The sequence below is a fragment of the Mesorhizobium sp. f-mel genome (assembly GCF_053850215.1).
The window spans coordinates 24,992-51,102 of sequence record NZ_JBSPTO010000033.1; the positions used below are offsets into that span (position 1 = coordinate 24,992).

Here is a 26,111-nt window from a genome sequence, read left to right on the forward strand (position 1 = left end):
GGACAACAAGGCCGGCAAGGCCGCACCGATGGACCGTCTGTGGGCCGAGAACGACGATTCGCGGCTGACCGGCGATCCCGCGCTGGTCGTCGATGTCGACGGTTTCGAGGGCCCGCTCGATCTTCTGCTGCATCTTGCCCGCAACCAGAAGGTCGATCTGTCGCGCATCTCGATCCTGGCGCTGGCCGAGCAATATCTGGCCTTCGTCGAGAAGGTGAGGGCGCTCAGGCTGGAGCTTGCCGCCGACTATCTGGTGATGGCGGCGTGGCTGGCGTTTCTCAAGTCGAAGCTTTTGATCCCCAAGCAACCCGGCGACGACGGCGAAAGCGGCGAGGAGTTGGCGGCCGTGCTGCAATTCCGGTTAAAGCGGCTGGAAGCGATGCGCGACGCGGCGGCACGCCTGGTCAACCGCAACCGGCTCGGACGCGACGTGTTCGCCCGCGGCATGCCGGAAATGATCATCGTCGAGAAACGCAACGCCTATTCGGCCTCGCTCTACGATCTGCTGTCCGCCTATGCGACGCAACGCCAGAAACAGGCCATCACTAATGTGACGATCGCCAGGCGCGGTGTGTGGTCGCTCAAGGATGCGCGCGATATCCTCAACAGGCTGATCGGCTCGCTTGCCGACTGGACGGCGCTGGACAGCTTCCTGGTCGAATATCTGACTGGCCCGGACGAGCGGCGTACCGCGATTGCCAGTTCGTTTGCGGCGACGCTGGAACTGGTGCGCGAAGGCAAAGTGGAAATGCGGCAGAACGAGGTGTTCGCGCCGCTCTATCTGCGTGGCCGTGCGCAAGGCATCAGTGCAGTCGAGGTGGCATCATGAGTGAACGCGCCAACGCTTCGGTCATTCCGTTCAACGTCGACGACGAGACCGAAGAGGGCGTGCTCGCCGGGGCACCGGCAGAAAGCCAGGCCCAGAACTTGTCCCAGAATCCTGGCGAGCGGCTGCATATGGCGGAAGCCGTGCGCATGGCCGAGGCGATCGTCTTTGCCAGCGCCGAGCCGGTCAGCGAAAAGCAGCTTGCCGCACGCCTGCCTGACGGCATCAGCATCGCCGCGGCGATGGCCGAACTGCAGCAGATCTATGCGCGGCGCGGCGTCAATCTGGTGCGCGTCGGCGATGCCTGGGCGTTCCGGACCGCCGGCGATCTCGCGTTCCTGATGAGCCGCGACACGGTGCAGCAGAGGAAACTTTCCCGCGCGGCGCTCGAAGTGCTGGCGATCATCGCCTACCACCAGCCGGTGACGCGCGCCGAGATCGAGGATATCCGCGGCGTCGAGACCTCGAAGGGCACGCTGGACACGCTGATGGAGACCGAATGGGTGAAGATGCGCGGCCGGCGTCGCACGCCCGGCCGCCCCGTCACCTACGGCACCACCGACATCTTCCTCGACCACTTCGCTCTGGAGGAGATCCGCGACCTTCCCGGCATGGAGGAATTGAAGGGCGCAGGGCTGCTTTCGGGCCGCATGCCGTCGAATTTTACCATTCCGCTGCCACCGGCCGATCCGGATGCGCTGACCGACGACGAGGATCCGCTAACCGACATCGACCTTGAGGAACTCGGCTTGTTGACGCCGCGCGTCGAGGAAGATTGACCGCAAACGACGTGCCGAAAGCCGTTGGTATTTCGCGGCTGCGCCGATTGGTAGCGGGCTATGGCGCCGAAAGTGCGTGACTTCGGCCACTGATTTATAAAACTCTGTCGCGGTTGTGTTTGAATCCCGACGCGAAAGCGCATAGATCATCGTCAGAGAAAACTTTCGAGAGAGATTGTTATGGGTTCATTTTCGATTTGGCACTGGCTGATCGTGCTGGTGATCGTGTTGCTGGTGTTCGGCCGCGGCAAGATTCCCGAGCTGATGGGTGACATGGCCAAGGGTATCAAGAGCTTCAAGAAGGGCATGGCCGACGACGAGGTTGCCGAGGACAAGCGCACCGTTGAACACCGAGCCGACGAAACCGTTTCGGCAGTGAAGGAAAAGGCCAGCAAGAGCTGAGCCCAAACTTTAGTCGGAACGCATCGCCATGTTCGACATCGGCTGGACCGAGATGCTGGTGATCGCGATCGTCATGATCGTGGTCGTCGGGCCCAAGGATTTGCCAAAGATGCTGCGCACATTCGGCCGCACGACGGCGAAGATGCGCGGCATGGCAGCCGATTTCCAGAAACAGTTCAACGACGCGCTGAAGGAGGCCGAGCTTGACGACGTCAAGAAGTCGGTCGATTCACTCAGAAGCCTCAACCCGGCCGCCGAGATCAGGAAACAGCTCAACCCGTTCGAGCAGGCGGCAGCCGATGTCCGTTCAGGCGTCGACGCGGTGATGAAGCCGAAGCCAGCAGTCGACCCGGCCACGCCAGCTGCTTCGACGCCGCAGGAGACCGAGCTGAAGAATGGCGCGACGGTGCTGCCGGGCGTCAACGCCCCGGAAGCGGCGCCGGCGGCGCCGACGTTCCCGGCGATGACCGATGAGTCGGTGGTGACACCGCCTGTCGCGACGGCGACGCCGGCTGCACCTCAAAAGGCCGCGGCAGCGAAGAAGAAGGCCGCGGCAGCGAAAGCGATGCCGGCCTCCAAGGCCGCAGCGAAGCCAGCGGCAGCAGCGGCAAAACCTGCCGCGACAAAGACCGCAGCTAAAGAGGCCGAGCCGAAGCCTGCACCGGCAGCGGTGAAGAAGCCGACTGCAGCCGCCAAAAAGACGGCGGGAGCCGCCAAGTGAGCATTTCGGAAAAGGACGAGATCGATAAATCGGCGGCTCCGCTGATGGAGCATCTGATCGAGTTGCGCCGGCGGCTGATGTGGTCGATCGGCGGGTTCTTCGTCGCCTTCCTGTTCTGCTTCTTCTTCGCCAAGCAACTGTTTAACCTGTTGGTTATCCCGTTCAAATGGGCAACCCAATGGGCAGGGCTCGACCCGCACAAAGTCGAGCTGATTTACACGGCGCCGCAGGAATTCTTCTTCACCCAGGTCAAGCTGGCGATGTTCGGCGGCATGGTGATTGCCTTTCCGCTGATCGCCACGCAGATCTATAAATTCATCGCGCCCGGCCTTTACAAGAACGAACGCAACGCTTTCCTGCCGTTCCTTATCGCTTCGCCGATCCTGTTCCTGATGGGTGCGTCGCTGGTCTATTTCTTCTTCACGCCGATGGTGATGTGGTTTTTCCTCGCCATGCAGCAGGCCGGCACCGACGACCAGGTGCAGATATCGCTGCTGCCGAAAGTGTCGGAATATCTCAGCCTGATCATGACGCTGATCTTCTCCTTCGGGCTTGTGTTCCAGTTGCCGGTGGTGACCAGCCTGATGGCGCGGGTCGGCATGCTGTCGTCCGAGGCGCTGGTTGAAAAGCGCAAATGGGCGATCGTCATCGCCTTCGTGGTGGCGGCTGTGCTGACACCGCCCGACCCGATAAGCCAGATTGGCCTCGCCATCCCCACCATCCTTCTCTACGAGGTCTCGATCTGGTCGGCGCGGCTGATCGAGCGCAGCAAAGAACGGGAACGTCTGGCGCGCGAGAAGCGGGAAGCTGCGGAAGCGGCGGCCGAAAAGCCGGTGGATGCGTCGTCTACGTAGGCTGCATCAGGCGGGTAGCACTATCTTCAAAATCTTCGGGACAGCGCCCCCCTCTGTCCTGCCGGACATCTCCCCCACAAGGAGGGAGATCGGCAGTTTCGCCGACAGCTCACTTCTTCAACGCCGGAGATAGGCGAAAGCCCGCGATGACAGCCAATCTCCCCACCCGTGGGGGAGATGTCCGGCAGGACAGAGGGGGGCGCGAAGGAACTCGGCCTTGACATCTTGCATCGGTCAAGGATGCGGTTTACGCCCTCTGACCTAGCTCAGGAGCGTTCAGGACCATGCTTGACATCAAATGGATTCGCGACAACCCGAAGGCCCTTGTCGAGGCGCTCAAGAAGCGCTCGTGGTCGGCTCAGGATGCGCAGTCCACGGTCGATGATCTGATCGCCAGGGACGAGGCGCGGCGCGAACACCTGACCGAGCTGCAGACCAGGCAGGAGCGCCGTAACGCTGCGTCGAAGGAGATCGGCAATGCCATGCGTTCGGGCGATGCCGCACTTGCCGAAAGGTTGAAGGTCGAGGTCGGCGAGATCAAGACCTTTATCCAAAATGGCGAAGCGCGCGAACGCGAACTCGACAAGGCGCTGAACGACGCCTTGGCCGTGCTGCCCAACGTGCCGCTCGACGATGTGCCGGTCGGCAAGGACGAGCACGACAATGTCGCCAAGCGCATCGTCGGCAAGGTGCCGACGCGACCGAACTGGGTGAAGGAGCATTTCGAGATCGGCGAAGCGCTCGGCATGATGGATTTCGAGCGGGCGGCGAAGCTGTCGGGCTCGCGCTTCACGGTGCTCAAGAGCGGGTTGGCGCGGATGGAGCGCGCACTTGGCCAGTTCATGTTGGACCTGCACACAACCGAGCATGGCTATGAGGAGATTCAGCCGCCTCTGATGGTGAAAGCCGAGGTTCTTTTCGGGACGGGGCAGCTGCCGAAATTCGAGGAGGATCTCTTCTTCGCCCCGCATGGAGATGGCAGGCTTGGCCTCATCCCGACCGCCGAAGTGCCGCTCACCAACCTCGTGCGCGAGGAGATCACGGCGCACGAAAAGCTGCCGCTGCGCTATACGGCGCTGACGCCGTGCTTCCGTTCGGAAGCGGGCTCGGCCGGGCGCGACACGCGCGGCATGCTGCGCCAGCATCAGTTCTACAAGGTCGAGCTGGTCTCGATCACCGATCAGGAATCGTCGCTGGCCGAGCACGAGCGGATGACCGAATGCGCCGAGGAGGTGCTGAAGCGTCTCGGCCTGCCGTTCCGCACCATGACGCTGTGCACCGGCGACATGGGTTTTGGCGCGCGCAAGACCTACGACATCGAGGTCTGGCTGCCGGGCCAGAACGCCTATCGCGAGATTTCGTCCTGCTCGGTCTGCGGCGATTTCCAGGCGCGGCGCATGGACGCCCGCTACAAGGACAAGGACGGCAAGGGCAACCGCTTCGTCCACACGCTGAACGGCTCCGGCACCGCCGTCGGCCGCGCTCTCATTGCTGTCATCGAAAACTACCAGAATGAGGATGGCAGCGTAACCATTCCTGAAGCGCTTCGGCCCTACATGGGCGGTCTGGAAAAGATCGAATCGAAATAATGCGCATCCTCCTGACCAATGATGACGGCATCCATGCCGAGGGCCTTGCATCGCTCGAACGCATCGCCCGCACGCTGTCGGACGATGTCTGGGTGGTGGCGCCGGAGCAGGACCAGTCCGGCTACGCGCATTCGCTGTCGATCTCGGAGCCGCTGCGCCTGCGCAAGATCGGCGAAAAACACTTTGCCGTGCGCGGCACGCCGACCGACTGCGTCATCATGGGCGTGAAGAAGATCCTGCCGGCAGCACCCGACCTGATCCTGTCCGGCGTCAATTCCGGCGCCAACATCGCCGACGACGTCACCTATTCGGGCACCGTCGCCGGCGCCATGGAAGGCGCGCTGCTCGGCGTGCGTTCGATCGCGCTCAGCCAGGCCTATTCCTATGTCGGCGAGGATCGCGTCGTGCCTTACGAGACCACCGAGGCGCTGGCGCCGGCGCTGCTCAGGAAACTTGTCGCCATGCCGCTGCCGGACGGCGTACTGCTCAACGTCAATTTTCCCAATTGCGCGCCAGAAGAGATCGCCGGCACGGTGGTCACCTCGCAAGGCAAGCTCGTCCACAGCCTGTGGGTCGACGAGCGCCGCGACGGCCGCGGACTTCCCTATTATTGGCTGCGCTTCGGCCGCGAGCCGGTCGAGGGCAAGCAAGGCACCGACCTCTATGCCATGCGCAACCGGCTGGTGTCAGTAACGCCGCTGCAGCTCGATCTCACCGCTCATGAAATCCGCGATCAACTGACCAAGGCGCTCGCATGAACCTGAACCACGGTCCGACGCTCGACGACCGCGAAGGCTTCGCCGCTTTCCTGCTCCGCCTGCGTGGCAAGGGCGTGGTGCCGAAGGCACTGATCGCCGCCTTCGAGGCGACGCCGCGGCGCGGCTTCCTTTCCGCGCAGTTCCATCCGATCGCCTGGTCGGAGCGTATGCTGCCGATCGAATGCGGCGAGGCGATCGAGGGCGCCGATCTGCAAGCCGCAGTGATCGCAGCGCTTGCCATCGAGCCGGGCAACCGCGTGCTCGAGATCGGCACCGGGTCGGGCTACACGGCGGCTGTGATGTCGCGGCTTGCCGCGCGGGTCGTCACCATCGACCGCTACAAGACGCTGGTTGAGCAGGCCAAACAACGCTTCGAGGCACTCGGCATCGGCAGTGTCATCGTGCGTCAGGCGGACGGCTCCAACGGGCTGGCAAATGAAGCGCCGTTCGACCGTATCGTCGCGTGGGCGGCCTTCGACAGCCTGCCGCGCTTCCTGCTCGACCAATTGTCGAGCGGCGGCATCGTCATCGCCCCGATCGGACCCGAGGAGGGCGAGCAGGTGCTTGCCAAACTGACGAAGGTCGGCAGCCGCTTCGAACGCGAGGACATCGGCCTCGTCCGCCTGCAGGCGATCCTGCGCGGCGTAGCCGCGGTCATCTAGGGAACTGTCGATATTTCAGGGGATGGCCGCAACCGGTCTGGCCGCTTCGCGCCCGTCCGCGACGGGGCCCTACCTGAACCTCAGCCCGACAGGTCCAGCCTTAAATATTTTAACAAAATTTGCGTCTGATTCTAGAGGTTTAACCGACCAGTAACATTAACGCGCTTTAATCGCGGTCAGTCTGTACCGGGTATCTGCGGGTAAAAGCGATGCAATTCAGTATTTTGAAGGCAAACGGACGCAACCTGGCGCGTGGTTTCGCTGTCCTCATGGTTGCGGGCACCGCGGCGGGATGCAGTTCCCAGGTCTCGCGGTTCAACAGCGTCGATGACGTTTTCACCTCCTCGACCAACAACCAGCGCGCCATCATCGACAAGCAGGACGCCGCACAGCCTTATCCTGGCGATGCGCCGGTGTCGGCCGCGCCGCTCGACGGCAGCCATACCCAGTCGGTCAGCCGCTCAAGCCTCGAGCCGGTTACGACGCAGCAATTGCCGCCGGTCAGCCAGTCGCAGCCGGCGCCCGCCGCCAGTCCGGCGCGCACCGCTTCGGCGCCAGCCGCCCCCCAGGTCGACCGGATCGCAACGGGGACAGCGGCAAAGCCGTTCAAGGACGCACAGTCTGATGCTCCGCGCATGGCGACGGCAGGCAGCGCACCGCGTGCTACCGAGATCGTCGTCAAGGACGGCGAGACCATTTCCGGCCTGTCGCGGCGCTACGGCGTGCCCGCCGATGCCCTCATGAAGGTCAATGGGCTAAGCGCGACCAACGGGCTGAAGACCGGCCAAAAGCTCGTCATCCCGGCCTATGCCTATTCGGGCAAGAAACCGGCGCCGAAGCTTGCGGACGCCAAGCCTGCGAACGACACCAAGCACGATTTGCCGGCCAAGGCGCCGGAGATCGTGGCCGTGCTGCCGCAGCAGCCGAAGCCTAAGGAGGGCAAGTCCGCCGCGCAGGTGGATGCATCGGCCGCAGCAAGCCAGCCGAAGGACGGAAAAGCCGCCCCCAAGACGACTGGTGCCGGCGGCACCTACACGGTCCAGCAGGGCGATACGCTGTCGGCGATCGCCAGGAAGACCGGCGTCGGCGTGGTTGCGTTGAAGCAGGCGAACGGCATGCAAGACGGTTTGCTCAAGATCGGCCAGACCCTGAAGGTGCCGGCCGGCGGAACCGCGACGGTTGCCGGTGCCAAGCCGGCAAAGGTCGATCCGGTAACGACTGCCACTACCCCGCCTGCGGCAAAGACCACGCCGTCGGAGACGCTCGCCGCCTACACGCCGCCGAGGAAGGATGCCAAGGTCATCCAGCAGGCCGAGGACGACGACGCGGTGGCGCCAAACGCCACCGGTATCGGCAAGATGCGCTGGCCGGTACGCGGCCGCGTGATCTCCAGCTTTGGCGGCGGCAAGGATGGTGTCGACATCGCGGTGCCGGAAGGAACCCCGGTCAAGGCGGCCGAGAACGGTGTCGTCATTTACGCCGGCGATGGCCTCAAGGAATTCGGCAATACGGTGCTGGTGCGCCACGAGAACGGGTTGGTCACTGTCTATGGCCACACCCGCTCGATCGAGGTCCAGCGCGGCCAGAAGGTTAAGCGCGGCCAGGAAATCGCGCAGTCCGGCATGAGCGGTACCACCGACTCGCCGAAACTGCATTTCGAAGTGCGTAAGAATTCGGCGCCGGTCGATCCTTCGACCTATCTTGAATAAAAGAAAGTCGATCCTTCGACCTATAAAAGAAAAGTCGATCCGTCGACCTATCTCGAATAGAACAAGAAAAGCAACTGCGCGCCGCCTGACCTCCAGTCCGGCCCGCCGGCTCAGCCCGCTCCGCAAGGGGCGGGCTTTTTCAGTCTTCGTCCCTAATCTTTGAGCGATTTGCCGAGCCGGCCTGCCAGATCCTGGGTGAATTGCCAGGCAACGCGGCCCGAACGGCTGCCGCGCGTCGTCGCCCATTCCAGCGCCTCGGCGCGCAGCGTCTCGGGATCGATGGCAAGGCCGTGGTGGCGGACATAGCCGTCGACCATGTCGAGATACTCGTCCTGCGAGCATTTGTGGAAGCCGAGCCAGAGGCCGAAACGGTCGGACAGCGAGACTTTTTCCTCGACCGCCTCTGACGGGTTGATGGCGGTCGAGCGCTCATTGTCGATCATGTCGCGCGGCAGTAGGTGCCGCCGGTTTGAAGTGGCATAGAAGATAACATTGGCCGGGCGGCCCTCAACGCCGCCTTCCAGCGCCGCCTTCAGCGACTTGTAGGACGTGTCATCGTGGTCGAAGGAGAGATCGTCGCAAAACAGGATGAATCGGTAAGGTGCTGCCTTCAGCAAATTCATCAGCTTCGGCAGCGTGTCGATGTCCTCGCGATGGATCTCGATGAGCTTGAGCGGCAGGTCCAGCTTTGCCGAGGCATTGACCGCCGCATGCACGGCCTTGACCAGCGAGGACTTGCCCATGCCGCGTGCGCCCCACAACAGCACGTTGTTGGCTGCGTAACCGGAGGCGAAGCGCTCGGTGTTGTCGACCAGTATGTCGCGGACGCGGTCGACGCCGCGGATCAGGCCGATGTCGACGCGGTTGACCTTGAGCACCGGCTCCAGATAGCCGGGATCAGCCTGCCAGACGAAGCAATCGGCCTCGCCGAGGTCGGTTTCCGGCACCGGCGGCGGGGCGAGGCGGGCGACCGCCTCGATCAGACGGTCTAGCTTGTTGTTCAGGGCTTCAATGGTGCTGTCGCTCATTTCTTGTCTTTTTGTTTTTGCATTCAGGAGTGTGACAACGGAACTTATTTGATTCCGGCGGTTTCGGACCGGCTCCAACCTTTTGTTAGAGCATGATCTTTTCCGAAACCGCGCTCCATTTTTTGGGATCATGCTCTAACACGGCTCAACCAGCCGGAAAAGCAGCTGAAATGCCTGGCCGCAGTTGCATTGGTAACTTTACCGACTATATTCCGGCCAAATTTCACGGGGCCGCCAAATTTCCCTAGGACGGTTTGGCGGCTGTTTTTCAAAATTCAGGAGTACCTCGATGTTCGTGACACCGGCATATGCCCAAGGCGTCGGCACCTCCCCGGATATGTTCATCAGCATTTTGCCGTTTGTTCTGATTTTCGTGATCATGTATTTTCTGATCATCCGGCCGCAGCGCACGCAGTTGAAGAAGCGCGGCGAGATGCTGGCGGCGGTTCGTCGCGGCGACACGGTCATCACTGGCGGCGGTTTCGTCGGCAAGGTGACCAAGGTGATCGACGACAACGAGCTCGAGATCGATCTCGGCGGTGGCACCAAGGTAACGGCGCTGCGCTCGACGATCGCCGATGTGCGCGTCAAGGGCGAGCCGGTGGCGAACCAGAACGCCAAGAAATAACCGAAATTTCTGGCGGAGCGATCCGCGGATACGCCCCCTGACGGACGACGCCATTTGCTGTATTTCTCGCGCTTCAAGATGACTCTGATCTGGGTAACGTGGCGATCGCACGGGTTCTTGGTGCGCCCAGTCTTTTCGCCGCCAGTCCGCTCGCCAAGCAGCAGCCCGACTGGATGCCGAAACTCGAAAGGGCAATCGGCCTTGATCAAAAGGGCGGTTCGCACATCCTGCTCAGCTTGGATCTGGACGATTTGATCAAGGGCAGGCTGGAGACGACACGCGATGAAATCAGGTCACTGCTCAAGAAAGCCCGATGGCAGCACCAAAGTGACTGACCCGTGCTCTATAATTGCAGGTGCGGACCAACGGCGAGCCGCTGGCGAACCAGAACGCCAAGAAATAACCCGATTCCAGGCGGAACGATCCGCCAGAATGCCCTGACGGACGACGCCATATGCTTTATTTCTCGCGCTTCAAGATGATCCTGATCTGGCTGGCCGTGGCCGCCACAGTGATCCTCGCCGCGCCCAATCTTTTCTCTGCCAGTACGCTGGCCCAGCTTCCTAACTGGGTGCCGAAGCGCCAGATGACGCTCGGCCTCGATCTGCAGGGCGGCTCGCATATCCTGCTCAGGATGGATCCGAACGATCTGACCAAGGATCGGCTGGAGACGACGCGCGACCAAATCAGGACACTGCTGCGCGACGCCAAGATCGGCTACACCGGTCTTGCCGGATCAGGCCGGACCGTGCAGGTCCGCATCACCGATCCCGGTCAGGTCGATGCCGCCAAGACGGCGCTGAAGACATTGACCGATCCGGTGGCCGCCGGCCTGTTCAGCGGCGGCTCCGTCCAGGAGATGTCGCTGGATGATTCCGAGCCTGGCCTGCTCAAATTCACCGTCACCGATGCCGGCATCAAATACCGGACGTCGACGGCGCTGGCGCAGTCGCTCGAGGTCGTCGAGCGCCGCGTCAACGAACTCGGCACTACCGAGCCGATCGTGCAACGCCAAGGCGACGACCGCATTCTGGTCCAGGTGCCGGGCCTGCAGGATCCGCAAAGGCTGAAGGACATTCTTGGTCAGACCGCCAAGCTGACCTTCCAGATGGTCGACCAGTCCATGCCGGTGCAGGACGCGCTCAACGGCCGTCCGCCGGCGGGATCATCGGTTCTGTATTCGCAGGATGATCCGCCGGTTCCGTATCTGATCGAGAACCGCGTCATCGTTTCGGGCGAAAATCTCGTCGATGCGCAGGCGACGTACAATTCCCAGACCAACGAGCCGGTGGTTTCGTTCACCTTCGATTCCAAGGGAGCGGCGCGTTTCGGCCAGGCCACCTCGCAGAATGTCGGCAAGCTGTTTGCCATCATCCTCGACAATCAGGTGATTTCGGCGCCGCAGATCCGCGAACCGATCCTTGGCGGCAGCGGCCAGATCTCGGGCAACTTCACCGCCGAGAGCGCCAACGACCTCGCCGTGCTGTTGCGTGCCGGCGCGCTGCCGGCGACGCTGACGGTGATCGAAGAGCGCACGGTAGGCCCTGGGCTCGGCGAGGATTCCATTCACGCCGGCAAGGTCGCCGGCGTGATCGGCTCGATCCTCGTCGTCGTATTCATGTTCGTGGCCTATGGCTTCCTCGGCTTCATTGCCAACATCGCGCTGGCGGTGCATGTGGCGATGATCATCGCGTTGTTGTCGTTGCTCGGCGCGACACTGACATTGCCGGGCATCGCCGGTATCGTGCTGACCATCGGCATGGCGGTCGATTCAAACGTTCTCATCTACGAGCGCATTCGCGAGGAGCGGCGAAACGGTCGCTCGGTGATCCAGGCGATCGATACGGGCTTTTCGAAAGCGCTGGCGACCATCGTCGATTCGAACGTCACCTCGCTGATCGCGACCGTGGTTCTGTTCTGGCTCGGGACCGGACCGGTGAAGGGCTTTGCCGTAACCTTCGCCATCGGCATTCTGACCACCGTCTTCACCGCGTTCACTTTCACCCGGCTGCTGGTGTCGATCTGGCTTCGCCGCGCCCGCCCGAAGGAGTTACCGCGCGCGCCGGTGACCTTCGTCCCGCCGGGCACTAGAATTCCGTTCATGGGCATCCGCCGCTGGACATTCGCGCTGTCCAGCGTGCTGTCGATCCTGGCGGTCGTGCTGTTCATGACTGTCGACATCAATTACGGCATCGACTTCAAGGGCGGTTCGCTGATCGAGGTCCAGGCCAAGGATGGCACCGCCGATATTGCCGACATCCGCAGCAGGCTTTCGGAACTCAACATCGGCGAAGTGCAGGTGCAGCAGTTCGGCGACCCGAACGACGTCTTGATTCGCGTCGGCACGCAGGAGGGCGGCGAGAACGCCGAACAGACCGTCATCGACAAGGTGCGCGGCGAGTTGCAGGACCATTACGACTTCCGTCGCGTCGAGGTGGTGGGACCAACGGTTTCCGGCGAGCTCGCTAAGCAAGGCACCATCGCCATGCTGATCGCCCTGCTCGGAATCCTGATCTATGTCTGGTTCCGCTTCGAATGGCAGTTCGCGGTCGGCGCCATCATCGCCACAGTCCACGATGTGGTCATGACGATCGGCTTCTTCGTCATCACCGGTCTCGAATTCAACCAGTCGTCGCTTGCGGCGATACTCACCATCATCGGCTATTCGCTCAATGACACGATCGTCGTCTATGACCGTGTTCGCGAAGACCTCCGAAAATACAAGAGAATGCCGCTGCCGCAGTTGTTGAACAACGCCATCAACGAGACGCTGTCCAGAACGACGCTGACCTCGGTGACCACGATGCTAGCGCTGCTGGCGCTGGTGCTGTTCGGCGGCGAGGTGATCCGCTCGTTCACGCTGGCAATGCTGTTCGGCGTCGTCTTCGGAACCTATTCGTCGATCTTTATCGCCGCCCCGCTGCTCATCCTGTTCAAGCTGCGGCCACAGGCCGCGACGGCCGACGAGGAGAAGCCGGTGAGCGGCGGCAAAGCCGTGGCAACCTGACGGGCGGCCAACGGGATGACCAAAGGCATCGTCATCCGTGAAGCGCATTTCCCCGGCCGTGCCCCGATCGAGGCCTACGGCAATGGTGGGTTTCGTTTCGCCGACATGTCGCATCGCGGCTCGCTCCTGTGCCTGCCGTCGGGCATCTACGGTTGGGAGCCGGCCGATCCCCTGGCACTGACGGCGGCGGATTTCGCCAAGCTGCTCGACGAGGCTGACAAGATCGAGATCCTGCTGGTCGGCGCCGGCAAGGATCTCAGGCCGTTGCCGGCGGCGCTGCGTGCTGCGCTGAAGGCGGTGGGCATTGCGGCCGATCCGATGTCGACCGGCGCGGCCGTGCGGACCTACAATGTTCTTCTGGCGGAAAACCGTGCGGTGGCTGCCGCACTGATCGCCGTCGAGTGACGTGAGCGAAAACGCCAAAATCGTCATGGAAACGGTGCGAGCCGCCGACCATGACCGCTATGTTTGCGCGCTCTATGCGCCTGAGGACAAGCGTGACGCACTTTTTTCGCTCTATGCCTTCAATGCCGAGATATCAGGCATCCGCGACCGCATCCGCGAGGCGCTGCCGGGCGAAGTGCGGCTGCAATGGTGGCGCGATGTCATCGCAACCGAGGACAATGGGGACGGGGTTGGCCATCCTGTCGCGGACGCGTTAAAGGCGACGATTTCCACCCACCACCTGCCGAAACCCGCCTTCGAGAACATGCTCGAAGCCCGCGTTTTCGATCTCTATGACGACCCTATGCCGTCGCGCACCGATCTGGAAGGCTATTGCGGCGAGACCGCAGCGGCGCTCATCCAGCTTGCAGCGATGGTGCTTGATCCCGTCGAAGCACCACGGTTTGCCGAACTTGCGGGCAGGGCAGGTTGTGCACAAGCGATGACCGGCCTTTTGCTACTGCTGCCGCTGCATCGCAAGCGTGGGCAATGCTTTGTCCCGGCCGACATTCTGGCTGCGGCAGGGTCGTCGCCCGAGGAGTTCGTTGCGGGCGAAGGTGGGCCTGGAGCGCAACGCGCTGTCGCCGCGATGATTGCACTAGCGCAGGAGCATTTGTCTGCTTTCGAGAAGGGTGCATCGGCCTTGCCTGTTTCGCTGCGACCGGCATTTTTGCCGCTGGCCTTGTCGAGCGCCTATCTCGGCAAGATGGAAGGTTCTCCTCATTCACCTCTGAACGGCGAGGCGCAGCTCTCGGCCTGGCGCCGCCATTGGCTGCTCTTGCGTCGCGCAACGCGAGGCTGGCCGGGCATCTGAAGGCTGACACGAACTCCGTAACTGCTACTCCGCTGCTTCCGCCCGCGAAGGCAATCCCAGCCATTCGCGGCAGTCGGCCAGCGCGCGTGACGTCAGCGCACGCCGCTTGGCGACTGTCTTATCCTTGCCGCGCAGGCGCTTTCCCTCGGCTTTCGGCGCTTCCACAGGGGGAAACAGGCCGAAATTGATGTTCATCGGCTGGAAGGAGCGCTTTCCCGGCTCGTCGTCGGAAACGATGTGACCGCCGGTGATATGGTTGAGCAGCGCGCCAAAGGCAGTGGTCATCGGCGGCAGCGCCGGCGCGTGGCCCAGCCGCTCGGCGGCGGCAAAGCGCCCGGCAAGCAGGCCGATGGCCGCACTTTCGACATAGCCTTCGCAGCCGGTGATCTGGCCGGCGAAGCGCAGGCCGGGCCGCGATTTCAACTGCAGCGAATGGTCAAGCAGCGTCGGCGAATTGATATAGGTGTTGCGGTGCAGGCCGCCGAGGCGAGCGAACTCGGCGTTTTCGAGGCCCGGGATGGTGCGGAACACGCGCACCTGCTCGGCGTGCTTCAGCTTGGTCTGGAAGCCGACCATGTTGTAGAGCGTGCCCAGCGCATTGTCCTGGCGAAGTTGCACGACGGCATAGGCCTTCACCGATGGATTGTGCGCATTGGTCAGCCCCATCGGCTTCATCGGCCCATGACGCAGCGTCTCGACGCCGCGCTCGGCCATGATCTCGACCGGCAGGCAGCCGTCGAAATATGGCGTGCCTTCCCATTGCTTGAATTCGGTTTTCTGACCGTCGACAAGTGCCCGCACGAAGGCAAGGTACTGCTCCTTATCCATCGGGCAGTTGATGTAGTCCTTGCCGGTGCCGCCAGGCCCGACCTTGTCGTAACGTGACTGGAACCAGCAAACGTCCATGTCGATCGTGTCGAAATGGACGATCGGCGCGATGGCATCGAAGAAGGCGAGCGCATCGGCGCCGGTCACTTCCGCGATCGATTGGGCGAGCGACGGCGCGGTCAGCGGGCCGGTGGCAATGATCGCCTGGTCCCAGTCCGCCGGCGGCAGGCCGGGCACTTCCTCGCGCTGGATGGTGATGAGTGGATGCGCTTCGAGCTTTTTGGTCACCGCTTCGGAAAATCCGTCGCGGTCGACGGCAAGCGCACCACCGGCGGGCACCTGGTTGGCATCGCCAGCGCTCATGATCAGCGAACCGGCCAGCCGCATTTCGGCGTGCAGCAGACCGACGGCGTTGGTTTGCGCATCGTCGGAACGGAAGGAATTGGAACAGACGAGCTCGGCCAGCCCACCCGTCTTGTGCGCATCGGTGCCGCGGACGGGACGCATTTCATACAGAACAACGGGAACGCCGGCTTCGGCCGCCTGCCAAGCGGCTTCTGAGCCGGCGAGACCGCCGCCGATGACGTGAATGGGATTCTTGTTCATGAGCGCCGAAATAGTCCCTTGTAGCCGCGATTGCAATTGCATGAGTTCGTCGCACTGTTGGCGCCAAGTGCTGCAATCGTCTACTGTCGGAGAATGGACGGGAGTCTCGGGAACTTTGCCAGAGCGACCTTTTTGACAGTCGTGATCGCCATGGCCGGATCAGCGGCCGCCGGCGAGCTGGCCGCGACGGCTTCCAAGCGGATCCCCATATGCCACGGCTATAGTTGCAACTATCGCACGATGCTGGCGCTTGGCCCCGGTGACGGCGCGCGTTTCCGCTCTATCCTGCGTGCGGGCGCGGGTTCGCCCCAAGCCGAGCGTTCCGCTATTTCGAAGGCTGTCCGCTATTTCGAGCAGCGCATCTTCCGGGCCATCGGCATTCGCGATCTGCCGCAGTCGGAATTCGGTGCATCGCGCATCAGGGGCCAGATGGATTGTGTCGACGAATCGACCAATACGGATGCGTTGCTGGTCTATCTTGCCGAGCGAAAATTGCTCAGGTTTCACAAGGTCGAGGACAAGGCCTCGCGGGGCCTGTTTGTCGACGGGCGCTATCCCCATTGGACGGCGGTGATCAGCGACCGCGGGGGCACCGAATGGGTGGTGGATTCCTGGTATGCGCCGATGGGCGGCGCACCGGACATTTTTCCGCTGAGCCAGTGGAAGAAACGGGGCGTGCTGGAAAGCGGTGCGCTGGACTGACGACAGTCCCCCGCCAAAACGGCTCTCGGACTGCTTCGACTCTGAAACAACAACACCCGCCGGGGGAGGAGGTCCGGCGGGTGTCGTTTTGCTGGCCGATCCTCGGGAGGAGGTGAAGATCGACCGTATTCGTCATCGCCGGGGAGGAGGTCGGCTTTGACGAAATTCCTTTCGCCTGATGAGGGGGGGCGAAACCCCTGGGGACGAAATTCGTTTCGCCCTGGGACGAAATTTGTTTCGCCTTGGGGAAACAACGCCCGCCGCGGGAGGAGGTGCGGCGGGCGCCGTTTTTGTGGTCAAACCCTCGGGAGGAGGTGAAGGCTGACCGTATTCGTCAGGGTTGGGGAGGAGGTCAACCCTGGCGAAATTCCTTGACTAGATCGCCTTGCGGGCGATGCTCTTGATCTCTTCGCGGACGATGCCGAGGTCATGCAGCTGGCGGTTCGAAAGGCGACCCAGCTCGGTAACCGTCGAGCGATAAACGCGCCAGTTACGATAGTTGCGGATTAGGTTCATTGTCGTTCTCTTTTCAAGTCAAACTGGTTCGGACCATTTGCGGTCCGAAGAGGATTAGACCGCTTTGCGGGCGACGTAGTGGATGTCGCTGCGGCTGATGCCGAGGTCGGTCAGTTCGCGGGTGCTTAGGCGGCTCAGCTCGGAAACGGTGTCCCGGTAGCGGCGCCAGTTGCGGTAGTTGCGGATCAGGTTCATGGTATTTCTCGTTTCGTCTTTCTTTCGGATCATTCCGTCTTTGTGTACGACCTGAAGATAGGTGGGGTCATATCGATTTAAAAGGGCTATTGGTGCATAGCAGCAATGCAAATTGTGCAATGCACCATCACCGCCAAATCACGACTTCGACACAGATTAACCCGAATCGGAAAATGCCGTAGCGTCAACGGCTTGGCCGGATCGGCTGAAAAAAAGACCAAGCTGGGGGAGAAAGGCATAGCGAGCTATTCGTCACGCGTCAGGACCGATATCGCACGATGGCTGCAGGTTGGCCTGATCGATGCCTCGACGGCCGACGCGCTGACGCGCGACGTCGAGGCCAATGAGCGCAAATCACTGAGCTTCGGCTCGATCCTGGCGATGATTGCGGCGCTGCTTTTTGGTGCGGCCGTCCTGATCTTCGTCGCTGCCAATTGGCAGGCCATCCCGCGGCTGGCGCGGGTGGCAGCGCTCTTCGCCATCATCTTCGCCGGCTATGTCGGCGGCGCCGTGCTGAAGACACGCGACCATACTGCAATGGGCGAGGCCCTCTGGATCGTCGCCGCGGCGGCATTCGGGGGATCGATCGCGCTCATCGGCCAGATGTATCATTTGTCCGGCGACGAGGCATCGGCCTTGATCACCTGGGGCGCTGGCACGGCCCTGGCTGCGGTTGCGCTGCGCTCGAACCCGTTGACAGTCGCTGCTGTCGGCATTGCCGATGCCTGGCTGTTCCTGAAGGGCTTCGATTATTTCAGTCGCGCGGAATTTCCGCATCTTTTCGTCGTCATGGCGAGCGTGTTGTTCGCCATTTCGTTCTGGAGCCGCAGCCAGGCGGCGCGCCACCTGATCATCCTGTCGGTCATCTTCTATCTCGTGCTGTTGTTTACGGAATACGAAACACTGCAGGTCGCTGTGCCGCTCGTCGTCGTGTCGGTGCTGCTTTTCTCGGCTGCGATCTTCGCTGCCGAGCCCGTCGACTGGATACTGCAGCTGGGCGGCCGGCTGCCCTTGCACGCGCTGGTCGGATTTCTCACCGGCCTGGCGATGATCCAGTTCGAATTAGCCGATTTAAGTAGCTACAACAGCGGCTTTGCCATTGCCTCGGCCGTTGCGCTTGCCGGCATTGTCGCGGCAATCGTGTTGGGCGGACGCGACAGCAGGGGCTTGCGCTGGGTTGCCTATGCCGGCTTCGCCTTCGAACTCGCCATCATCTATGTGGTGATGTTGCAGTCGATGCTCGACACGGCAGGCTTCTTCCTGGCGGCAGCTGTGCTTCTCGGCATCCTTGCCTTTGTCATCCTCCGCGTGGAAAAGCGCATGAGAGCCCCGAGCGTGCAAGGAGCGGCATGATGACCGGTAAACGGCTGATCATTTCGGCGGTGGTGCTGGCGCTCGTCCAGATCGGCTTCCTGAGCTGGATCATCGCTGGTCGGGCGGCGATCCTGCGCGACGGCAAGCAAGTGCTGCTTAGGGTCGAACCGATCGATCCGCGCGATCTGCTGCGCGGCGACTTCATTCGCCTTGGCTACGATATTTCCCGCATACCGGTGAAGCTGATCGCCAACATTCCCGCCGGCAAGCTCACGAGCGACGACACGCCAATCGTCGTCAGGCTGAAGCAGGGCGCCGACGGCTATTGGCAGGCGACAGCGGCCTGGTTCGGGCACGCGCCGGCGCCGGCAGCATCCGACGAAACCGATATCGTCGGGCATGTGTCCGCGGGGTGGGATCTCAGCGCAGCCACCACCATCGCGCCGGATTACGGCATTGAACGTTTCTACCTGCCGGAAGGCGAGGGAATAGCGATCCAGGACGATATGCGGGTGCGGCCGTTCGGCGTCCGCGTCGCAATCGCAGCCGATGGCGCCGCGCAGATCAAGGCGCTGATGGACGGCGACAAGACGCTGTTCGAGGAGCCACTTTATTAGAATTGGCCCGGATTAGAATTGGGAAAGCGTGGCCGCTCGGACAGCATCAAACATGACAATTATCCTGACGACACGAGAAGACATAAATCTCAGCTCTGTTTTCCGCGTCGCCTGGAAGAAAGACACGGTGCAAATCAGCGGCAAGGCTTTGCAGCGCATCGCAGAGTGTCGCGCGTCGTTCCTGCGTCTTATCGAAACCGACCCTGTGCCGGTCATCTATGGCGTAACCACCGCCATGGGAGAACTGGCGAGTAGGCGGCTCGAACTTGGCGAGCGGGATCGCCATGCGCGCATCAAGGCGTTCGCAGCCGCCACATCATTCGGCGAGCCTTTGCCAGATCGCGTGGTGAGGGCGATCGTGCTCGCCCGTCTGACGAATTTCCTCGAAGGAAATGCCGCGACTACACCGCGTATGGCGCTCGCCGTCGCCGCGATGCTGGACGGCGGACCCATGCCCATGGTGCCATCCTCCGGCCAGGGCGGCGCCGGTGAAATCCTCGCTCTTTATCCGCTCTTTGCAGAGCTTTCGACGCGCTTCGACCTGGAAATCAAGGAACGGGGATCCCTGATCAATGGCTCGCCCTGCGCTGCCGCACTCGTGGCCGATGCCGCCTTGGCGGCGCGCCGTCGCGTTCGCCTTGCCGAAAAGGTCTTTGCGCTTTCGATCGAAGCGTTTCGCGCGCCGCTCGAACATTACGATCCGGCGCTCGACGCGCTTTGGGGCGATGAACACGAAGCCGCGGCCCTGCGGGGATTGAGGGAGTTTCTTGCCAGTGCCGGCACCGGGCGCCGCAATTACCAGGCGCCGGTCAGCTATCGCATCGTCCCTCGCATTCTGGGGCACGCGCATCGCGCGCTGGCGTCGGCAGAGCGGGCGGCTACTGTGTCGCTCGCTTCGGTATCGGACAACCCGGTCTACATCCCGCCTGACGACCGGCACCCGCTCGGGCGCTGCATCAGCACGGGCGGCTACCACAATGCCATGGCAACACCCGCCCTGGATGATCTGGCAGCGATATGGGCCGATATCTGCCTCTTATGCGACCGCCACGCCTCGAAGCTTTTGAACGGCAAGGTGTCGCTCCTGCCCGATCTGCTTTTGACGGGGCGGGACTGGAGTGACAGCGATGGTCACGGCAATGTCGGCTATGTGCCGATGGCGATCACGGGCTATCTGGAGCACGCTAAACTCGCGGCGCAGCGCACCTTCATCCCGGGAACGGAATCGGCCGGCGCCGGCCAGGACGATGTAGCGACGACGGTGTTCCTCGCCTGGACGAAGGAAGCACGCGCCGGCCGCTGCCTCGATGCCGCGATGGCGATGCTGGCGGTGATCGCCTCGCAGGCGCTGCAGGTAACCGAGCGTGTGGCGCCTCCGGCGCTTCAGTCGTTCGTCGCGGATATCAGAAGCATCGTGCCGCCGGTCGGCGACGATCGCGTGCTGGGACCTGAACTTGCGAATTTGACCGAGTGGTTCACGCGCCAGGTCTTTGAGCAGTAAGCGGCCTGGAGTTTCACGATGCCCAAATGGCGGCTAAGACCAGAACGGCCCGAGGATGAACACGGCCATTAGGGCAACAAAAAGCACAGCGATGATCACGGCGCCCCACATGAAGACCTTTCCGGTGCCGCGTTTCTCTTCCTCGCGAGATAGGTCTTTCGCCATCGCACGGATCCTTTTGTGAAGGTCGATGACTTAGCAACGTGTTTTGCCGAGGCTGGTTCCCGGCAGTCATCTTGAGCAGGATCAGCTTTCGCAAGGGCCAATTGATGCTCTGCCGAACAGGTCGCACCTGGGAGAACGCGGCGTTTCCAGGCCTTTTGGCGAAAAACTTGGTACGATGACACGAACCCTACGCTTTCGGCACTGGAACCTCCACTTTCTAGGAGAGCAGTGGTGCGGGTAGAGGGACTCGAACCCCCACGTTCTCACGCCAGAACCTAAATCTGGTGCGTCTACCAATTCCGCCATACCCGCTGGCTTTGTGTCACCGTAACACGTCTATGTCACAAGCTGTGTCATAAGTTCAAGACTTAGATTTTCGAGGTTTTTCGGCCCCCGCGTGCCGTCTATGCCAGTCGCCTGGGCAAGTCCCCTGTCGGTGGACCGTGGACTTCACGCCGCGCCACGCGTTGGCATCGCCTCGAACTGACGGATCATATTTCGGGTTCTTGCAAAGCTGTCGGCCAAGATGAGCACCAGATGGTGCCATCGGCGGCCACGGCGCGGATCTCCCGTCCAAAGTAGGCGACGGCGGCGCGAACGAACTCATCGGCGGTCAGGTTTTTCTGCCTGGGAATGTATTCACAATTCTTTCAAATTGAGGCGAAATTTTTTGCTACCCGTAAGTCACGATCGTAAACAAATTCAGGGTTAGCAATTCAAAAACTCTCTGAGTTCGTTGTCGCCAAAGTAGCAGGCTTTGAAACTGCTGCTGAGGTAACTACCAAAGGAGGAGTGTCATGGCAAATGTCGTTAAGCGTTTCGCCACAGCTTTGGCCGGTGGTGCACTTGTTGTATCTCTGTCTTTACCCTCCAGCGCAGGCGGCATTAGCGTCGGCGCCGGCGCATCGGTTGGCGGCAGTGGCGGCGTAAACGCCGGTCTTGGCGCCTCGATCGGCGGCAGTGGCGGCATCAATGCGGGAGCCGGAGCCTCGATCGGCGGTAGCAACGGGGTGAATGCAGGAGCCGGTACATCGATCGGCGGTAGCGGCGGGGTGAATGCCGGTGCCGGTGCAGCGATAGGCGGCAAGAAACGCATTACCGCGAGTGTCGGCGCTTCGATCGGCGGTAGCAACGGGGTGAATGCAGGAGCCGGTACATCGATCGGCGGTAGCGGCGGGGTGAATGCCGGTGCCGGTGCAGCGATAGGCGGCGAGAAACGCATTACCGCGGGTGTCGGCGCTTCGATCGGCGGCCGAAGCGGGGTGAATGCCGGCGCCGGTGCATCGATTGGCGGCAGCAAGGGCATTACCGCTGGTGCCGGCGCCAATGTGGGCGGCACCGGGGGTATAACTGCTGGTGCAGGCGCAAGTGTCGGCGACACCAGGGGTAAAACTGTCGGCTTAGGTGCCGATGGTGGTGGCACTGGTGGTGTCGCCCGGGGTGCCGGTGTAGGCGTTGCAGGTGCAAGCCTTCTGGGTACACCGGGCACTCCTGGAACGCTGGGAACTCTTGGAACAGCCGGGGCGCCGAGCACTTCCAGCGTGCCGAGCGTGGTCTCGCAGTTGTCCAGCAGCCAACTGACTCGCATGAAGAAGCGTTGCGTCGACGTGCTCGGGAGCAGCGGCACGTACGATGGCGACCTACGTGAGCTTTGCTTGCTGATCGCACGCCGTTGAGGAGTCTGTTGCGCAAACGGGAGTATCGCATCCGCCGTGGAGGCTTTTGGCAATAGCCTCCTGGCCTCGCGGCGGCCCGCCACTCGCAACGTGGCGGGCTTCTCTGCGTCAGGATCGCTGCGCTGAGCCATCATTCTGTCAATGTCGCCGTCAAAATTGGGGGCGGTTCGCCGGCGTATGATCCGGAAAATCGAAAAACCGATTTTCGGAAAGGATCCCGCGCCAAAATGAAAGTCCTACAGCGTCCTTTGCGCGTCCAAGAGGACGCGCGGCGCTGTAGACGCGAAGATGGTTGAAAATTAGCCGAGCCTGTGACAAAAGGCGTGTCGAATGTGACGGGATGCGACGATCCGCTTCTGCAGAATGTGATAAGAAGTAGGAAAAACAAAGACTTATTCACATTTTGGAGCGTATTTCTGAAGGATTTGAGCCGCATTGGGCGGACAGATCGGCAAGTCCCGCACCAAAAGCCATTCCCGGCAAGATAATACCGGCAGGCTGTAACGGCAGGAGCCGTTTGGCTGCCTCATTGGTGGAAACAAAGGTTCTATGATGCAGGTCACCGAAACGCTCAACTCCGGTCTCAAGCGCGAGATCAAGATCACCGTGCCGGCGGGTGACATGGAAGCCAAGCTGATGGCGCGGCTTTCCGATGCCAGGAACAAGGTCCGCATCAACGGCTTCCGCCCCGGCAAGGTGCCCGTGCAGCACCTGCGCAAGGTCTACGGCAAGTCGTTCATGGCCGAGGTGGTCAACGAGATCCTCAACGATTCGACCCGTTCGATCATTACCGGGCGCGGCGAAAAGGCCGCCATGCAGCCCGAAGTGATCATGACCGAGGACGAGAAGGAGGCCGAGAAGATCCTGGCCGGCGGCGCAGACTTCGAGTTCCGCCTGAACTACGAGATCATTCCGCAGATCGAGATCAAGGATTTCTCCGACATCAAGGTGACGCGTCAGGTGTTCGACGTGCCGGATTCGGAAATCGACGAGCAGGTCCAGCGTGTCGCCGAATCGGCGCGCACCTATGAGCCGAAGGCCGGCAAGGCCGCCGAAGGCGACCGCGTGACGATCGACTATGTCGGCAAGATCGACGGCGAAGCCTTCAGCGGCGGCGCCGGCACGGACCAGCCGCTGGTGCTCGGCTCCAAGGAATTCATTCCCGGCTTCGAGGATCAGCTCATCGGCAGCAAGGCCGGTGACGAGACGCAGGTCACGGTTACGTTCCCGGAAAACTACCAGGCGGCGCATCTGGCCGGCAAGGAAGCGACCTTCGACGTCACCGTCAAGGAAGTGTCCAAGCCCGGTGCGTTGGAAATCAACGACGAAATGGCCAAGAATCTCGGCCTGGAGTCGCTGGAGCGCCTGCGTGAAGTGGTGCGCGGCCAGATCGAGAACCAGTTCGGTTCGATGACGCGCCAGAAGATCAAGCGCCAGCTGCTCGACCAGCTCGATGCCGCCTACTCGTTCGAGGCACCGTCGAAGCTCGTCGAGGCCGAGTTCAACAACATCTGGAACCAGGTCAACCGCGATCTGGAAGCCGCCGGCCGCACCTTTGCCGACGAGGAGACGACGGAAGAAGAGGCACGCGCCGAATATATGCGGCTTGCCGAGCGCCGTGTGCGTCTCGGCCTGGTTCTCGCCGAAATCGGCGAGAAGGCCGGCGTGACGGTGTCGGACGACGAATTGCAGCGTGGCCTGTTCGAGCAGGTGCGCCGCTATCCGGCCAACCAGCAGCAGGAAGCCTTCGAATTCTACCGCAGCAACCCCGAAGCGCTGAACACGCTGCGCGCGCCGCTATTCGAGGAGAAGGTGGTCGACCATCTGCTCGGACAGATCTCGATCACCGACGTCAAGGTCAGCAAGGAAGAGTTGATGGCCGACGACGAGGACACCGAGACGGCAAAGGCGAAGCCGGCGAAGAAAGCCGCCGCGAAGAAGGCCGACGCCAAGCAGGCCGACGATACGGAAGAGCCCAAGAAAAAGGCCGCGCCGAAGAAGAAAGCCGCCAAAGACGCCGAATAACACGGCATTCTGCGAATTGTGAAAGGCCGCCCACGAGGCGGCCTTTTTCGTTGCCGCCGACGTCGTAAGGCCGCCGCCCTAGTCGCGAGGCAATTGACTGACGAGGATCCGCATCACGGTCACTCGCTTGGGCAGTTCAATGAGAAACTCTTCGTCACGCGGCAGGTGGTGGATCTTGTGCGGGTCGCCGCCGGTGAAGCTCGCCATGGCTTCGACGTCTGGCCAGTACGAGATGGTCACGAACTCCGTTTCTTCTTCGCGATCTTCGCGAAAAAATTGCAAGCCAAGTGCCTTCTCCTGAAGCGGCGGAATGCCTTCGCGGCGTAGATAGGGCTCATAGGCGTCTGCCAGATCACGGCGTGTCCTTCCCCGCCAGATCCGGGCAATTGTGGCGTTGTCAGTCATGAAGTGCTCCTCTGTGCGGGCGATTAATGCAGGACCTCGCGAGGAACCGTCGCACCAGCGGCAGGGCGACCTCGAAATGGGTCTCCAGCAGCCAGTGTCCGGCGTCCTTCAGCAAATGCAGCTCGGCCTCGGGGAGATCGCGCAGATAGCCGCGCGCTGCCGGCTCAGGCATGTATTCGTCCTTCGGTCCCCAAAGGATCATTGCCGGCGGCCGCTGCTCGCGCAGATATCCCTGGTAACGAGGGAACCAGTCGAGATTAGCCTTGAGCTTCTCCATCAGTCCGACTGAAAGCGCACGGCGCACAGGCGTATCCATCAGCGGCCAATGCAATTTCCACAGATCGGGCGGGACACGTCGAGCGACGTCGTCATCGACTTCGCCTACGAACTCGGCGCGAAAGCCGTCCTCGCTCACAGCCCTCTCGAGCGGCGCGCGGTTCGCTGGTGAAGGATCCCGCCAGAAACGTCGGATCGTTTCGTATTTGGGGCCAAGAGCATCCGCGTAGATGTCGCCATTCTGGATGATGAGGGCCCTGATCCGCGATGGATGCGCTATGGCGTGCCGCAGGCCGATCTGCGAGCCGTAGTCGTGCAGCCACAGCGCGTAGCTGCCGAGCCCCAGCGCGTCGGTGAACCGCTCCAGAAAAGTCGCGTAAGCGTCAAAATCATAACCGAACCGTGCCGGATCGGGAGTTCCACTGTAGCCAAAGCCGGGGAAGTCTGGCGCAACCGTCCGCCACCGATCGGCGAGCGCCGGCATCAGCCGGCGATATTGGAAGGATGAGCAGGGATAACCATGCGGAAGCAGCAACACCGGCGCGGCTTCAGGGCCTGCCTCTCTGTAAAAGATCGTGTCGCCATCGATCATGAGGGTGCCGTGGCGCACCTCCAGGACGCTCCCGTCGTTCATGGACGCTTCTCTAATCTTTGATCTTCCAGATGCTTAACCGTAGCTGGTCTAACGCCTTTACCCGGTATGCGTTCCGACCGCGCCCCGACGCCGCTCGAGCCGCCCGTCGCTTCGGGCAATCTGGCTGGTCGACTTCTTCTATCTGCCGGCCAGATTCTGTGGTATGTAGATGCCGCAATTCCATGCGGGGGACGCGGATATTCCGCTCTGTTCGTGCAAGGGGCGCTTGCCGGCGAAAGTCTGCGCGCGCAGATCGTCCAAGGCAGATTTGGCGATCGGGGAGGAAATGCCATGCGTGCAATCGCGTTTTTCGCTACCGTATCCGTTGCGATCTTAGTCACGAGCCAATCCCAGGCGCAGGACGCCGCCGCGGGTGAGAAGGTCTTCGCCAAATGCAAGGCCTGCCACGTCGTCGACGAGGACAAGAACA

At 61.9% G+C, this 26,111-nt stretch carries 27 protein-coding genes, 1 tRNA gene and 1 pseudogene; 21 read left to right on the forward strand and 8 right to left on the reverse strand.

Annotation, left to right across the window (positions count from 1 at the left end; all coding sequences use genetic code 11):
• Positions 1 to 28 precede the first annotated feature (28 nt).
• From ACWUKX_RS27135 to ACWUKX_RS27175, 9 genes are all read left to right on the forward strand, one after another.
• Entirely contained in the window at positions 29 to 829 is an 801-nt protein-coding gene (locus ACWUKX_RS27135) for a segregation and condensation protein A (protein WP_456009808.1), read from the forward strand.
• Complete coding sequence (scpB, locus tag ACWUKX_RS27140) at positions 826 to 1,605, forward strand: SMC-Scp complex subunit ScpB (protein WP_029353166.1); 780 nt, start codon at positions 826 to 828, stop codon at positions 1,603 to 1,605. Before ACWUKX_RS27135 ends, scpB begins: the two co-directional genes overlap by 4 nt.
• Positions 1,606 to 1,785: 180 nt before the next feature.
• Complete coding sequence (locus ACWUKX_RS27145; RefSeq protein WP_029353164.1) at positions 1,786 to 2,007, forward strand: twin-arginine translocase TatA/TatE family subunit; 222 nt, start codon at positions 1,786 to 1,788, stop codon at positions 2,005 to 2,007.
• Between the two features lie 28 nt (positions 2,008 to 2,035).
• Complete coding sequence (gene tatB, locus ACWUKX_RS27150; protein ID WP_456009794.1) at positions 2,036 to 2,728, forward strand: Sec-independent protein translocase protein TatB; 693 nt, start codon at positions 2,036 to 2,038, stop codon at positions 2,726 to 2,728.
• A 44-nt stretch (positions 2,729 to 2,772) separates the two neighbouring features.
• Complete coding sequence (gene tatC / locus ACWUKX_RS27155) at positions 2,773 to 3,582, forward strand: twin-arginine translocase subunit TatC (RefSeq protein ID WP_456009809.1); 810 nt, start codon at positions 2,773 to 2,775, stop codon at positions 3,580 to 3,582.
• Positions 3,583 to 3,866: 284 nt separating this feature from the next.
• Positions 3,867 to 5,171 (forward strand): serine--tRNA ligase, encoded by a 1,305-nt coding sequence (serS, locus tag ACWUKX_RS27160; RefSeq protein ID WP_456009796.1) that lies wholly within the window; start codon positions 3,867 to 3,869, stop codon positions 5,169 to 5,171.
• Positions 5,171 to 5,929, forward strand: a complete 759-nt coding sequence (surE, locus tag ACWUKX_RS27165; RefSeq protein WP_065007768.1) for a 5'/3'-nucleotidase SurE — start codon at positions 5,171 to 5,173, stop codon at positions 5,927 to 5,929. The genes serS and surE overlap by 1 nt, the downstream gene beginning before the upstream one ends.
• Positions 5,926 to 6,591 carry a protein-L-isoaspartate(D-aspartate) O-methyltransferase gene (locus ACWUKX_RS27170; protein ID WP_456009797.1) on the forward strand — a complete coding sequence of 222 codons (666 nt, stop codon included), beginning with the start codon at positions 5,926 to 5,928 and terminating at the stop codon, positions 6,589 to 6,591. The genes surE and ACWUKX_RS27170 overlap by 4 nt, the downstream gene beginning before the upstream one ends.
• A gap of 209 nt (positions 6,592 to 6,800) precedes the next feature.
• A complete protein-coding gene (locus ACWUKX_RS27175) occupies positions 6,801 to 8,300 on the forward strand; it encodes a peptidoglycan DD-metalloendopeptidase family protein (RefSeq protein ID WP_456009798.1) in 1,500 nt (499 codons plus the stop codon).
• A 152-nt stretch (positions 8,301 to 8,452) separates the two neighbouring features.
• On the opposite strand, the gene ACWUKX_RS27180 is transcribed toward ACWUKX_RS27175, so the two are convergent.
• Positions 8,453 to 9,328, reverse strand: a complete 876-nt coding sequence (locus tag ACWUKX_RS27180) for an ATP-binding protein (RefSeq protein ID WP_456009799.1) — start codon at positions 9,326 to 9,328, stop codon at positions 8,453 to 8,455.
• Between the two features lie 289 nt (positions 9,329 to 9,617).
• Here ACWUKX_RS27180 and yajC point away from each other — a divergent pair, with 289 nt between their 5' ends.
• The 5 genes from yajC to ACWUKX_RS27205 all read left to right on the forward strand — a co-directional run bounded on the left by yajC (position 9,618) and on the right by ACWUKX_RS27205 (position 14,221).
• Entirely contained in the window at positions 9,618 to 9,956 is a 339-nt protein-coding gene (gene yajC / locus ACWUKX_RS27185; protein WP_065007771.1) for a preprotein translocase subunit YajC, read from the forward strand.
• A gap of 173 nt (positions 9,957 to 10,129) precedes the next feature.
• Positions 10,130 to 10,291 (forward strand): hypothetical protein, encoded by a 162-nt coding sequence (locus tag ACWUKX_RS27190; RefSeq protein WP_456009800.1) that lies wholly within the window; start codon positions 10,130 to 10,132, stop codon positions 10,289 to 10,291.
• Between the two features lie 119 nt (positions 10,292 to 10,410).
• On the forward strand, positions 10,411 to 12,963 hold the full coding sequence (gene secDF, locus ACWUKX_RS27195; RefSeq protein WP_455840900.1) for a protein translocase subunit SecDF: 2,553 nt from the start codon (positions 10,411 to 10,413) through the stop codon (positions 12,961 to 12,963).
• Positions 12,964 to 12,978: 15 nt separating this feature from the next.
• Complete coding sequence (locus tag ACWUKX_RS27200; protein ID WP_456009801.1) at positions 12,979 to 13,368, forward strand: Mth938-like domain-containing protein; 390 nt, start codon at positions 12,979 to 12,981, stop codon at positions 13,366 to 13,368.
• A 1-nt stretch (position 13,369) separates the two neighbouring features.
• Positions 13,370 to 14,221: a phytoene/squalene synthase family protein gene (locus tag ACWUKX_RS27205; RefSeq protein ID WP_456009802.1), complete on the forward strand. Its 852-nt coding sequence runs from the start codon at positions 13,370 to 13,372 to the stop codon at positions 14,219 to 14,221.
• Positions 14,222 to 14,245: 24 nt separating this feature from the next.
• On the opposite strand, the gene trmFO is transcribed toward ACWUKX_RS27205, so the two are convergent.
• On the reverse strand, positions 14,246 to 15,655 hold the full coding sequence (trmFO, locus tag ACWUKX_RS27210) for a methylenetetrahydrofolate--tRNA-(uracil(54)-C(5))-methyltransferase (FADH(2)-oxidizing) TrmFO (RefSeq protein ID WP_456009803.1): 1,410 nt from the start codon (positions 15,653 to 15,655) through the stop codon (positions 14,246 to 14,248).
• A gap of 141 nt (positions 15,656 to 15,796) precedes the next feature.
• On the opposite strand from trmFO, the gene ACWUKX_RS27215 reads away from it, so the two are divergent.
• Entirely contained in the window at positions 15,797 to 16,357 is a 561-nt protein-coding gene (locus tag ACWUKX_RS27215) for a hypothetical protein (RefSeq protein WP_456009810.1), read from the forward strand.
• A gap of 375 nt (positions 16,358 to 16,732) precedes the next feature.
• On the opposite strand, the gene ACWUKX_RS27220 is transcribed toward ACWUKX_RS27215, so the two are convergent.
• Both ACWUKX_RS27220 and ACWUKX_RS27225 read right to left on the reverse strand, forming a co-directional pair.
• On the reverse strand, positions 16,733 to 16,873 hold the full coding sequence (locus tag ACWUKX_RS27220) for a DUF1127 domain-containing protein (RefSeq protein ID WP_023802557.1): 141 nt from the start codon (positions 16,871 to 16,873) through the stop codon (positions 16,733 to 16,735).
• A 54-nt stretch (positions 16,874 to 16,927) separates the two neighbouring features.
• Positions 16,928 to 17,068: a DUF1127 domain-containing protein gene (locus ACWUKX_RS27225; RefSeq protein ID WP_091596947.1), complete on the reverse strand. Its 141-nt coding sequence runs from the start codon at positions 17,066 to 17,068 to the stop codon at positions 16,928 to 16,930.
• Positions 17,069 to 17,305: 237 nt separating this feature from the next.
• On the opposite strand from ACWUKX_RS27225, the gene ACWUKX_RS27230 reads away from it, so the two are divergent.
• Genes ACWUKX_RS27230 through ACWUKX_RS27240 form a run of 3 tightly spaced genes read left to right on the forward strand, consistent with a single transcriptional unit; the run spans position 17,306 to position 20,500 of the window.
• Positions 17,306 to 18,421 carry a DUF2157 domain-containing protein gene (locus ACWUKX_RS27230; RefSeq protein WP_456009811.1) on the forward strand — a complete coding sequence of 372 codons (1,116 nt, stop codon included), beginning with the start codon at positions 17,306 to 17,308 and terminating at the stop codon, positions 18,419 to 18,421.
• The gene (locus ACWUKX_RS27235) at positions 18,418 to 18,999 is read left to right on the forward strand and encodes a GDYXXLXY domain-containing protein (protein WP_455847579.1); all 582 of its coding nucleotides are present in this window, start codon (positions 18,418 to 18,420) and stop codon (positions 18,997 to 18,999) included. Before ACWUKX_RS27230 ends, ACWUKX_RS27235 begins: the two co-directional genes overlap by 4 nt.
• A 52-nt stretch (positions 19,000 to 19,051) precedes the next feature.
• On the forward strand, positions 19,052 to 20,500 hold the full coding sequence (locus ACWUKX_RS27240) for an aromatic amino acid lyase (RefSeq protein WP_456009804.1): 1,449 nt from the start codon (positions 19,052 to 19,054) through the stop codon (positions 20,498 to 20,500).
• 33 nt (positions 20,501 to 20,533) lie between these two features.
• Here ACWUKX_RS27240 and ACWUKX_RS27245 read toward each other — a convergent pair whose 3' ends face one another.
• Both ACWUKX_RS27245 and ACWUKX_RS27250 read right to left on the reverse strand, forming a co-directional pair.
• Positions 20,534 to 20,665, reverse strand: coding sequence for a hypothetical protein (locus ACWUKX_RS27245; protein ID WP_280950420.1), 132 nt, complete (start codon positions 20,663 to 20,665; stop codon positions 20,534 to 20,536).
• A gap of 229 nt (positions 20,666 to 20,894) precedes the next feature.
• Positions 20,895 to 20,977: transfer RNA gene (locus tag ACWUKX_RS27250), tRNA-Leu, on the reverse strand.
• A 485-nt stretch (positions 20,978 to 21,462) separates the two neighbouring features.
• Between ACWUKX_RS27250 and ACWUKX_RS27255 the strand changes: the two genes are divergently transcribed.
• Positions 21,463 to 22,341: a hypothetical protein gene (locus ACWUKX_RS27255; RefSeq protein WP_456009805.1), complete on the forward strand. Its 879-nt coding sequence runs from the start codon at positions 21,463 to 21,465 to the stop codon at positions 22,339 to 22,341.
• Positions 22,342 to 22,893: 552 nt separating this feature from the next.
• Complete coding sequence (tig, locus tag ACWUKX_RS27260) at positions 22,894 to 24,366, forward strand: trigger factor (protein WP_455840925.1); 1,473 nt, start codon at positions 22,894 to 22,896, stop codon at positions 24,364 to 24,366.
• A 78-nt stretch (positions 24,367 to 24,444) separates the two neighbouring features.
• On the opposite strand, the gene ACWUKX_RS27265 is transcribed toward tig, so the two are convergent.
• A complete protein-coding gene (locus tag ACWUKX_RS27265) occupies positions 24,445 to 24,771 on the reverse strand; it encodes an antibiotic biosynthesis monooxygenase family protein (protein ID WP_456009806.1) in 327 nt (108 codons plus the stop codon).
• Entirely contained in the window at positions 24,764 to 25,681 is a 918-nt protein-coding gene (locus ACWUKX_RS27270) for an alpha/beta fold hydrolase (RefSeq protein ID WP_456009807.1), read from the reverse strand. Before ACWUKX_RS27270 ends, ACWUKX_RS27265 begins: the two co-directional genes overlap by 8 nt.
• Positions 25,682 to 25,972: 291 nt before the next feature.
• Here ACWUKX_RS27270 and ACWUKX_RS27275 point away from each other — a divergent pair.
• Positions 25,973 to 26,111: pseudogene (locus tag ACWUKX_RS27275) on the forward strand (c-type cytochrome); the annotation flags it as partial.

Excerpts from the sequence above, each read along its gene's own strand:
- ACWUKX_RS27270 (WP_456009807.1), bottom strand. The coding sequence starts at position 25,681 with ATGAACGACGGGAGCGTCCTGGAGGTGCGCCACGGCACCCTCATGATC.
- yajC (WP_065007771.1), top strand. The coding sequence starts at position 9,618 with ATGTTCGTGACACCGGCATATGCCCAAGGCGTCGGCACCTCCCCGGAT.
- serS (WP_456009796.1), top strand. The coding sequence starts at position 3,867 with ATGCTTGACATCAAATGGATTCGCGACAACCCGAAGGCCCTTGTCGAG.
- ACWUKX_RS27180 (WP_456009799.1), bottom strand. The coding sequence starts at position 9,328 with ATGAGCGACAGCACCATTGAAGCCCTGAACAACAAGCTAGACCGTCTG.
- trmFO (WP_456009803.1), bottom strand. The coding sequence starts at position 15,655 with ATGAACAAGAATCCCATTCACGTCATCGGCGGCGGTCTCGCCGGCTCA.
- ACWUKX_RS27245 (WP_280950420.1), bottom strand. The coding sequence starts at position 20,665 with ATGGCGAAAGACCTATCTCGCGAGGAAGAGAAACGCGGCACCGGAAAG.
- secDF (WP_455840900.1), top strand. The coding sequence starts at position 10,411 with ATGCTTTATTTCTCGCGCTTCAAGATGATCCTGATCTGGCTGGCCGTG.
- ACWUKX_RS27225 (WP_091596947.1), bottom strand. The coding sequence starts at position 17,068 with ATGAACCTGATCCGCAACTACCGCAACTGGCGCCGCTACCGGGACACC.
- ACWUKX_RS27175 (WP_456009798.1), top strand. The coding sequence starts at position 6,801 with ATGCAATTCAGTATTTTGAAGGCAAACGGACGCAACCTGGCGCGTGGT.
- scpB (WP_029353166.1), top strand. The coding sequence starts at position 826 with ATGAGTGAACGCGCCAACGCTTCGGTCATTCCGTTCAACGTCGACGAC.
- surE (WP_065007768.1), top strand. The coding sequence starts at position 5,171 with ATGCGCATCCTCCTGACCAATGATGACGGCATCCATGCCGAGGGCCTT.
- ACWUKX_RS27220 (WP_023802557.1), bottom strand. The coding sequence starts at position 16,873 with ATGAACCTAATCCGCAACTATCGTAACTGGCGCGTTTATCGCTCGACG.
- tatB (WP_456009794.1), top strand. The coding sequence starts at position 2,036 with ATGTTCGACATCGGCTGGACCGAGATGCTGGTGATCGCGATCGTCATG.
- ACWUKX_RS27240 (WP_456009804.1), top strand. The coding sequence starts at position 19,052 with ATGACAATTATCCTGACGACACGAGAAGACATAAATCTCAGCTCTGTT.
- ACWUKX_RS27265 (WP_456009806.1), bottom strand. The coding sequence starts at position 24,771 with ATGACTGACAACGCCACAATTGCCCGGATCTGGCGGGGAAGGACACGC.
- ACWUKX_RS27200 (WP_456009801.1), top strand. The coding sequence starts at position 12,979 with ATGACCAAAGGCATCGTCATCCGTGAAGCGCATTTCCCCGGCCGTGCC.
- ACWUKX_RS27145 (WP_029353164.1), top strand. The coding sequence starts at position 1,786 with ATGGGTTCATTTTCGATTTGGCACTGGCTGATCGTGCTGGTGATCGTG.
- ACWUKX_RS27170 (WP_456009797.1), top strand. The coding sequence starts at position 5,926 with ATGAACCTGAACCACGGTCCGACGCTCGACGACCGCGAAGGCTTCGCC.
- ACWUKX_RS27135 (WP_456009808.1), top strand. The coding sequence starts at position 29 with ATGGACCGTCTGTGGGCCGAGAACGACGATTCGCGGCTGACCGGCGAT.
- tatC (WP_456009809.1), top strand. The coding sequence starts at position 2,773 with ATGGAGCATCTGATCGAGTTGCGCCGGCGGCTGATGTGGTCGATCGGC.
- ACWUKX_RS27255 (WP_456009805.1), top strand. The coding sequence starts at position 21,463 with ATGGCAAATGTCGTTAAGCGTTTCGCCACAGCTTTGGCCGGTGGTGCA.
- ACWUKX_RS27190 (WP_456009800.1), top strand. The coding sequence starts at position 10,130 with ATGCCGAAACTCGAAAGGGCAATCGGCCTTGATCAAAAGGGCGGTTCG.
- tig (WP_455840925.1), top strand. The coding sequence starts at position 22,894 with ATGCAGGTCACCGAAACGCTCAACTCCGGTCTCAAGCGCGAGATCAAG.
- ACWUKX_RS27235 (WP_455847579.1), top strand. The coding sequence starts at position 18,418 with ATGATGACCGGTAAACGGCTGATCATTTCGGCGGTGGTGCTGGCGCTC.